Here is a 9082-nt window from a genome sequence, read left to right on the forward strand (position 1 = left end):
GTCGGCAATGGCCAGGAAGACGGCGTGACTCAGGGGCCTCTCATCGACGAGGCGGCCGTGGCCAAGGTGCGGGAACATATCGCGGATGCGGTCGCCCAGGGCGGGCGGATCCTGGCCGGGGGGCATCCCCATGCCCTGGGGCATACGTTCTTCGAGCCGACTGTGCTGGCCGATGCCCTGCCCACGATGAAACTCGCCCGCGAGGAAACCTTCGGCCCGCTGGCGCCACTGTTCCGTTTCCGTGACGATGCCGATGTCATCCGCATGGCCAACGATACGGAATATGGCCTGGCGGCCTATTTCTACAGCCGCGACATCGGTCGGGTGTGGCGCGTGGCCGAGGCGCTGGAATACGGCATGGTGGGCATCAATACCGGGCTGCTCTCCAACGAAGCCGTGCCCTTTGGCGGGGTCAAGCAATCCGGATTGGGTCGAGAAGGTTCGCACTATGGGCTGGACGACTATCTGGTGGTCAAGTACCTGTGCATGGGCGGTCTGTGATGGTCTGACTGGCCAGGGCCGCGCCGGTGGATCGCCGCGCGCGGCTCTTTTGTTGCATCTGTATCTGCTGCGCCGCGCCACGAGTTACAAATTTGGCCGATAATCTCGTTTTGCCTAGACGGGGTTTAATTGAACGCCTCACATCTGTCCGCGACGCTCGGTTGGCCGATCATTGGGATCGTGGCCTTCATGGTGGGTGGCCTGATCGTCGTGTCGGAACGCTGGCATGGTCGCCTGACGGGCGATACGGACATGCACAAGCCACAAGCCATGCACGCCCGCGCGGCGCCCCGGGTCGGGGGGCTGGCGGTCGTGGCGGGCAGTCTGGCGGGCCTGCTGGTGCTGGGGCCCAGCAACATGACCCTGACCTGGCTGTGGCCGGCGCTGTTCGTGTCGGCGCTGCCGGTGTTCGTCGCCGGGCTCCTGGAAGACATCACCAAGGACATCGGTTCCGGCAAACGCCTGTTGGCGGCCTTTGTGTCGGCCGCCATCGCCTGGTGGCTGCTGGGCGGCGTCTCGCGCGTGGGGCTGTCGTGGGCCGACACGCTGCTGTCGAGCTGGCCCATCATTTCTCTGCTGTTTACCATGGTGGCGGTCGGTGGCTGCACGCACGCCTTGAACATCATCGACGGCATGAACGGCCTGGCGGGCATGATCGCCACCTTGATGGCCGTGTCGCTTGCCCTGGTGGCCTGGCAGGTCCAGGACATCCCCATCTTTCTCATTGCCACGGCCCTGGCTTCGGCCACCCTGGGTTTTCTGGTCTGGAATTTTCCCTTCGGGCGTGTCTTCCTGGGGGATGGCGGGGCGTATTTCGTTGGTTTCATGCTGGCGGAACTGGCGGTGCAGCTGGTCGTGCGCAATCCCGGCGTGTCTCCCTTCTATGCGCTGGCCGTGCTGTTCTACCCGGTCTTCGAGACCCTGTTTTCCATTTGGCGGCGCAAGTTCAAGCGCGGTGTGCCGGTTGATCAGCCCGATGCGTTGCATCTGCATCAGCTGGTGTTTCGCCGCCTGGTGCGCATCACGTTCAGCCGCGACCGTCGGCATGCGCTGCCGGCGCTGTGCAATGCCATGACTTCCCCCTATCTGTGGGTGCTGGCCCTGATCGGGCTGGTGCCTGCCACGCTCTGGTGGGACAACGCCTGGGTGCTGTGCCTGAGCATGGGGGTCTTTGCCGGCGTCTACATCTGGCTGTACATCCGCCTGGTCACCTGGCGGCGGCCGCGCTGGTTGTTGCTGCCTTCTCTGGGCCGTGGCGTGCGGCGAGATTAAAATTCCATCCTGTCAATCGGCGCTGATGCCGGGGAGAACCAAATGAACATTCAGGACGTCCGTCTGGCCGTCGTCGGCCTGGGATATGTGGGCCTGCCGCTGGCGGTCGAATTCGGCAAGCACCGCGATGTGCTGGGCTTCGACATCAATACGCGGCGCATCGAGGAACTGCGCGCTGGCCGCGATCACACGCTGGAGGTCGATGGGCCGGAACTGGCCCAGGCCACGCATCTGCGCTATTCGGCCGATCCCGCCGAACTGGCCGCCGCCAATGTGTTCATCGTTACCGTCCCCACGCCCATCGACGAATACAAGCAGCCGGACCTGACGCCCCTGGAGCGCGCCAGCGAGACCATCGGCCGTATCCTCAAGCGCGGCGACATCGTCATCTACGAATCCACGGTCTATCCTGGCGCCACCGAAGAGGTCTGCGTGCCGGTGCTGGAACGGGTTTCAGGCCTGAAGTTCAACGTCGATTTCTATGCAGGCTACAGCCCGGAACGCATCAACCCGGGCGACAAGCAGCACCGGGTTTCCACCATCCGCAAGGTCACCTCGGGCTCTACGCCCGAGGTCGCCGACCTGGTCGACGAACTCTATCGCCAGATCATCACGGCGGGTACGCACAAAGCGCCCTCGATCAAGGTCGCCGAGGCCGCCAAGGTCATCGAAAACACTCAACGCGATGTGAACATCGCACTGATCAACGAACTGGCGCTGATCTTCAACCGCCTGGGCATCGACACGCTGGACGTGTTGCAGGCCGCTGGTACCAAATGGAATTTCCTGCCGTTCCGGCCCGGTCTGGTGGGTGGGCACTGCATCGGCGTCGATCCGTACTACCTGACCCACAAGGCGCAGTCCATCGGCTATCACCCGGAAATCATCCTCGCCGGCCGCCGCCTGAACGATTCCATGGGCAGTTATGTCGTATCCCAGCTGGTCAAGGCCATGACCAAGCGCCGCATCCAGGTACAGGGCTCGCGCGTACTGGTGATGGGCCTGACCTTCAAGGAAAACTGCCCCGACCTGCGCAATACCCGCGTCGTGGATATCGTGCGCGAACTGGGCGAATACAGCATCGATGTGGATGTCTACGACCCCTGGGTCGATGCGGCCGAGGCGCAGCACGAATACGGTTTGACGCCCGTCGCCAAGCCGGCGGTGGGTGCCTACGACGGCATCATCCTGGCCGTGGCGCACGAGCAGTTCGCCGCCATGGGGGCCGCCGCGCTGCGCGCGCTGGGCAAGCCGGAACACGTGCTGTACGACCTGAAATACGTGCTCGCCGCCGACGAGTCCGACCTGCGTCTCTGAGGTTCCGGCATGACTTCCCGCTATGAATCCGTCCGGGCTGACTTGCAGGCGCAACCCCGGACCTGGCTGGTCACAGGCTGCGCCGGCTTCATCGGCTCCAACTTGCTGGAAACCCTGCTGGGCCTGGACCAGACGGTCGTGGGCCTGGATAATTTTGCCACCGGCTACCAGCGTAATCTGGACGAGGTCGAATCCCGCGTCAGCCCCGCGCAATGGGCGCGCTTCCGTTTCATCGAAGGCGATATCCGTGACCTGGATACCTGCCGCCAGGCCGTCAAGGGCGTGCGCCATGTGCTGCACCAGGCGGCACTGGGTTCGGTGCCGCGTTCGCTGAACGACCCGATCACCACCAACGCAGTCAATGTCGGTGGGCAGCTCAACATGCTGGTGGCCGCGCGTGATGCCCAGGTGGCATCCTTTGTCTATGCAGCTTCCAGTTCGACCTATGGCGATCACCCCGGCCTGCCCAAGGTCGAGGACCGGATCGGCAAGCCGCTGTCGCCCTACGCAGTCACCAAGTACGTCAACGAACTGTATGCCGATGTCTTCGCGCGTGCGTATGGTTTCCAGGCCGTTGGCTTGCGTTATTTCAACGTCTTTGGCCAGCGCCAGGACCCGGATGGTGCCTATGCGGCCGTGATCCCGAAATGGGTCTCGTCGATGATCCGCGGCCAAGAGGTCGTGATCAACGGCGACGGCGAAACCAGCCGCGATTTCTGCTACATCGACAATGTGGTCCAGGCCAATGTGCTGGCGTCCCTGGCCGGGCCCGACGGGGTCAACCAGGTCTACAACGTGGCTTTCAATGCGCGCACTTCGCTGAACGAACTGTTCGGGCATCTGCGTGACATTCTGGGGCGCAATGGCGTGGACTATGCGCTCGAGCCACGTCACGCCGATTTCCGCGCCGGCGACGTGCGTCATTCCCAGGCCGACATTGCCAAGGCGCGCGGCCTGCTGGGCTATGAACCGCAGTTCGACATTCTGCGGGGCCTGGAGATCGCCATGCCCTGGTACGTCCGGTTCCTGAGTTGATCGTGGCGTGTGGGGCCGACGCGTGAGGGCTGGTTGAGATGATCGCGCCGCTGAAGCGCCGGCTGGCGACCCTGCACGCCGATCATCGCCGCATCGCCCTGGGGGCGGCCCGGGTGGCGTTTTTCCTGTTACTGGGCAAGGCCGTGGGCGCGCTCAAGGAAATGGCCGTGGCGTATCGCTATGGCGTCAGTGACGCCGTGGATGCCTACCAGTTCACCCTGACGATCGCCAACTGGCTGCCGGTCACGCTGGTCGGCGCCTGCTCCGTGGTGCTGATCCCGGCGTTGGTGCGCAGCCGCCAGGGGGATCCCGCGAGGCATGGGCGCTTCCTGGGCGAATTACAGGCCTGGGCCTGGGCGCTGGGCGTCGGGGCTGCCGTGCTGCTGGGGCTGGTCTGGCCCATGGTCCTGGATGTGGCCGGGCAGGGCTTGTCGCCCGCCGTGCGGGACATGAGCCTGCTGCTGATCCTGGGGTTTGCGCCCGCCGCTTTCTTCACGATCTGGACGGGCCTGGGTGCGGCGCGCCTGCGGGCGCATGAACGCCACATCAACACCCTGCTCGACAGTGTGCCGGCCCTGGCGATCCTGATTTGTGTGCTGGCCGCGCCCGCTGGCGCAGGGATCCTGCCGTTGCTCTGGGGTACTCTGCTGGGCTATGCGATCCAGGCCGTGTGGCAGAATGCCCTGGCGCGTCGTGCCGATGGCGTACCGATGCGCCCGCGCCTGAGCCGGCATGCGCCCCAGTGGTCCAGCCTGGCGGCGGCTGCCGGGATCATGCTGGTCGGCCAGCTGGCCATGAGCTTTGTCGGGCCCATTGATCAGTACACGGCGGCGCAGCTGGGTGCCAATGCCAACGCCACGCTGGGCTATGCGGCGCGGCTGCTGTCCCTGATGATCGGGCTGGGGGCGGCCTCGGTCGGCCGTGCGGCCCTGCCGGTGCTGGCGGATATCCAGGCGCGGGGTGATGCCGCGCATGCCCGCGCCATGGCATTGAAATGGTCGTTCGCCCTGCTGGGCATCGGTGCTGTCGTAGTGCTGGTCGGCTGGTGGCTGGTGCCTGGACTGGTGTCATTGCTGTTCGAACGCGGCGCCTTCACGGCCCAGGACACGGTTGCGGTGGCGCAGGTGCTGCGTTGGGGCATGCTGCAGTTGCCGTTTTACTTCGGTGTGCTGATTCTGGTGCAGTTGCTGGCCAGCCAGAACCGCTATGGCTGGATGGCTGCGATCGCCGTCCTGAATTTCTGTCTCAAGGCCTGGATGAATGCCGTGCTGGCACCGGCCATGGGTACGGCGGGGATCATGCTGGCGACGGCCCTCATGTATGCCCTGTCCTATGTCTGTTATCTGTGCCTGGCCTGGCGTGCACGGCCGGGCAAGGAGTCTGCATGACCGATGATCGGGTCGATCTGATGATCGTCATTCATTCGCTGCGCGGCGGCGGTGCCGAGCGCGTGGCCGTGGACCTGGCTGCCGGCTGGCAGGAACGGGGCTGCCGGGTGATGATCGTGACCCAGACAGACGATCGTCACGATGCCTATCCGTTGCCGGATGGCGTGCGGCGCCACGCCCTGGGGCTGGCGGGTGACAGCGCAAATCCCGTAGGCGCCCTGTGGGGCAATCTGCTGCGGATCTGGGCGTTGCGCCGGCTGGTGCGGCGCCATCGTCCGGCGGTCGTACTGGGCATGATGACCCGTGGTTCTGTGCTGGCGGTACTGGCCGCGCGCGGCCGCGCGCGGGTGATCGCCACCGAACATGCCCATCCGCCCAGCCAGCCCCTGCCGGCCTTCTGGGAACGCTTGCGCCGCTGGACCTATCCGCGTGCCGATGCCGTCATCGCCCTGACGCGAGGGACGGCCCAGTGGCTGGACGAACACTTGCCCGGCGTGCGGGCCCAGGTCATTCCCAATGCCGTGCGCTGGCCGCTGGTTGCTGGCGAGCCGGTGCTCGATCCTTCGCGCCCGCCGGGTCGCCGCCGGCTGCTGGCCGTGGGCCGCTTGCATCCGGTCAAGGGATTCGATGGCCTGTTGCGGGCCTTTGCCCAACTGGCGGCACCGTTTCCCGACTGGGATCTGGTCATTCTGGGCGAAGGCGATCAGCGCAGCGCGCTGGAAGCCCTGCGCGACGAACTGGGGCTGGGCGACCGTGTCAGCCTGCCGGGGCGCGTCGGCAACATGGCGGACTGGTATGGCGCGGCGGACCTGTATGTGCTCAGTTCCCAGGCCGAGGGCCTGTCCAATACGCTGATCGAGGCCATGGCCTGCGGTCTGCCATGCGTCGCCACGGATTGCGACACCGGTCCCCGGGAGGTCATCCGCGAGGGCCTGGATGGGGTGCTGGTCCGGCCGATCGATGATCCGGATGCACTCGCGGCCGGACTGGCCGGGCCGATGGCCGATGCCGATTTGCGGGCGCGGCTGGGCAGTCGGGCTGCCGATGCGCGCGATCGGTTCGGCGCGGCGCGCATCATGGCCCTGTGGGAACAGGTGTTCCAGGGCCGGAGGGTCAATTGATGCCGAATACGCGACTCCCCTGAACAGGACGCCGGATGCGCATCCTGTTTCTCGTCAGTTCCATGCATGGCGGCGGCGCCGAGCGCGTGGCCGCCACCCTGGCCAATGCCTGGGCGCGGCGCGGCGACGACGTCACCCTGGTGTGCTGCTATTCCGGACGCGGGCGCTGCGACCAGGCCCTGGACCCGGGCGTGCGCCTGGTGTGGCTGGCCGATCGCGTGCGCGGCCCGGCCTGGCTGCGGCCCGTCGCCAAGCTCGCCGCCCTGCGGCGTCTGGCGCGGGAATGCCGGCCGGACCGGGTGCTGTCCTTCCTGACCAACGTCAATGTGACGGCGCTGCTGGCCTTGCGCGGCCTGGACCTGCCGATCGTCGTGGGCGAACGCACCGACCCGGCCCACAGCGTCAATCTGGAACCCAGTCTGCGTTGGTTGCGGCGCTGGACCTATCCCTGGGCCCGCCGTGTGGCCGTGCAGACCTGGCGCGCCGCGCGCCATCTGCGCGCTGTCGTGCCGGGTGCGCGGCGCATCGCGGTGATCCCCAACCCGCTGCCCGATGGACTGCCCGGCATCCGGCCGCATGAGCCGGCCGGGCCCCGCCGCACGTTGGCCGCTCTGGGGCGTTTCAATCCCGTCAAACAGTTCGACCGCCTGATCGAAAATTTTGCGGTGATTGCATCAGATTGTCCGCAGTGGGATCTGTGCATCTGGGGGATGGCGTCCAGCGGGCGGCCTGTCAGCAGCGCGTCCGCGAACTGGGGCTGGAATCCCGCATCCGCTTGCCAGGCTTCAGCCGGGCACCCTGGGCAGACCTGGCCGCTGCCCATGCCTTCGTGCTGAATTCCCGTGTCGAGGGTTTTCCGAATGCGCTGCTTGAAGCCATGGCCCTGGGATTGCCCTGCGTGGCGACCGACTGCCCTTCTGGGCCATCGGAACTGACGCTGGACGGGCGTCTGGCGGAACTGGTGCCTTTGGACGATGAGGCGGCGCTGCGTCAGGCCCTGTTGCAGGTGATGCATGCCAGCCCTGCCGAGCGCGAAGCCCGGGGGCGGGTTGCGGCCGAATCGGTGCGGGCCCGCTATGGGCTGGACGCCGTCCTGCGAGCCTGGGATGATGCCTGGATGGATGCGGACGGGGCGATTGGCATCGATGACGACGGTTCCCGTCCGGCATCGTGATGGTGACCCTGAATTCCAAGGAACGCTCATGAATGGAAACGATGCAGGCGGGTCTGCCGCTCGCCAACCGGACCGGGACTCAGGGCCTGCTGTAGCGCAGGATCCTCTGCAAGTCATGCACGTGATTTCGGGCCTGCTGCATGGGGGTGCCGAGACTGTGCTGTTGCGCCTGGCCACGGCCCCTGGCGGCACGGCCCGGCATACGGTGGTGTCCATGCGCGGCGAAGGCGTCATGGGCGCGCGGCTGCGCGAGGCCGGCATCGAGGTGATCTGCCTGGACATGCAGGGCTGGGCGGGCAACGTGCGCGGCCTGTGGCGTTTGTTCCGGCTGCTGCGCGCGCGTCGGCCCGACGTGGTGCAGACCTGGATGTATCACGCCGACCTGATCGCCGGTCTTGTGGCACGGCTGGCCGGCATTCGCGCCGTGGCCTGGGGTGTGCGCAATTCGGGGGTCAGCCTGGGGGAAAGCAGCCGGTCTTCCCGCATCGCGGCCTGGGCCTGCGCCCGGGTGTCCGGCTGGGTGCCTGGGGTGATCGTGACCTGCGCCCGCAAGGCGGCCGAAGTCCATCGGGCCTGGGGCTATCGCGCCGACCGGATGCTGGTGGTGCCCAATGGCTACGACCTGGATGTCTGGCATCCGGACTCCGCAGGGACCGCCGACCTGCGCGCCCGTTGGGGCGTGCCGGACGGCGCACCGCTGCTGGGCAGCGTGGCCCGCTGGAATCCCCTGAAGGACCACGAAAACCTGCTGGCAGCGCTGGCCTTGTCCGTACGCGCGCATCCGGATCTGCGCTGTGTGCTGATCGGGCAGGGCATGTCGCGTGACAACGCTGACCTGATCGCGCTGGCGCGGCACTACGGTCTGCTGGACCACCTGATCTTTTTGGGGCGGCGCGACGACGTGCCGGTACTGATGCGAGCGCTGGACATCCACGTGCTGTCGAGCAAGGCCGAAGGGTTTCCCAATGTCGTATCCGAGGCCATGGCATCCGGCGTGGCCTGCGTGGTGACCGACGTGGGCGATGCGGCGGACATCGTAGGCGAGCACGGCTGGGTCGTACCGCCCGGGGACGCGTCCGCCCTGGCGGGCGCCCTGACTCAGGCGATGGATGCCGTGCGTGATCCGCACTGGCCGGCACGCCGCGATGCGGCCCGGGCTTGTGTCGAGCAGCGCTACAGCCTGCAGGCCATGGTCGATCGCTACGAGACCGTCTGGCGTCGGCTGGCCGCTGATTTTCCGGCGGTCGGGGCGGGGCGGGCGCAGGGCAGTCGGG

7 protein-coding genes and 1 pseudogene are annotated in these 9082 nt (G+C 66.7%); all 8 read left to right on the forward strand.

Annotation, left to right across the window (positions count from 1 at the left end):
* Nucleotides 1-501 (forward strand): aldehyde dehydrogenase family protein (locus RBR29_RS08310; protein ID WP_320348547.1); only part of this gene is annotated, 501 nt, incomplete at its 5' end.
* 189 nt (nucleotides 502-690) lie between these two features.
* Nucleotides 691-1773: a glycosyltransferase gene (locus tag RBR29_RS08315; protein WP_320348553.1), complete on the forward strand. Its 1083-nt coding sequence runs from the start codon at nucleotides 691-693 to the stop codon at nucleotides 1771-1773.
* Nucleotides 1774-1815: 42 nt separating this feature from the next.
* Nucleotides 1816-3090: a Vi polysaccharide biosynthesis UDP-N-acetylglucosamine C-6 dehydrogenase TviB gene (gene tviB, locus RBR29_RS08320; RefSeq protein WP_320348549.1), complete on the forward strand. Its 1275-nt coding sequence runs from the start codon at nucleotides 1816-1818 to the stop codon at nucleotides 3088-3090.
* Nucleotides 3091-3099: 9 nt separating this feature from the next.
* The gene (locus RBR29_RS08325; protein WP_320348550.1) at nucleotides 3100-4125 is read left to right on the forward strand and encodes an SDR family oxidoreductase; all 1026 of its coding nucleotides are present in this window, start codon (nucleotides 3100-3102) and stop codon (nucleotides 4123-4125) included.
* 41 nt (nucleotides 4126-4166) lie between these two features.
* Nucleotides 4167-5513 carry a lipid II flippase MurJ gene (gene murJ / locus RBR29_RS08330; RefSeq protein ID WP_320348554.1) on the forward strand — a complete coding sequence of 449 codons (1347 nt, stop codon included), beginning with the start codon at nucleotides 4167-4169 and terminating at the stop codon, nucleotides 5511-5513.
* Nucleotides 5510-6634, forward strand: coding sequence for a glycosyltransferase family 4 protein (locus RBR29_RS08335; protein WP_320348551.1), 1125 nt, complete (start codon nucleotides 5510-5512; stop codon nucleotides 6632-6634). Before murJ ends, RBR29_RS08335 begins: the two co-directional genes overlap by 4 nt.
* 35 nt (nucleotides 6635-6669) lie before the next feature.
* Nucleotides 6670-7808: pseudogene (locus RBR29_RS08340) on the forward strand (glycosyltransferase family 4 protein).
* A 115-nt stretch (nucleotides 7809-7923) separates the two neighbouring features.
* Nucleotides 7924-9082 (forward strand): glycosyltransferase (locus tag RBR29_RS08345; protein ID WP_320348552.1); only part of this gene is annotated, 1159 nt, incomplete at its 3' end.

Source organism: Castellaniella sp. (genome assembly GCF_034007085.1).
GTDB lineage: Bacteria > Pseudomonadota > Gammaproteobacteria > Burkholderiales > Burkholderiaceae_B > Castellaniella.

Excerpts from the sequence above, each read along its gene's own strand:
- RBR29_RS08335 (WP_320348551.1), top strand. The coding sequence starts at position 5,510 with ATGACCGATGATCGGGTCGATCTGATGATCGTCATTCATTCGCTGCGC.
- tviB (WP_320348549.1), top strand. The coding sequence starts at position 1,816 with ATGAACATTCAGGACGTCCGTCTGGCCGTCGTCGGCCTGGGATATGTG.
- RBR29_RS08325 (WP_320348550.1), top strand. The coding sequence starts at position 3,100 with ATGACTTCCCGCTATGAATCCGTCCGGGCTGACTTGCAGGCGCAACCC.
- RBR29_RS08315 (WP_320348553.1), top strand. The coding sequence starts at position 691 with ATGGTGGGTGGCCTGATCGTCGTGTCGGAACGCTGGCATGGTCGCCTG.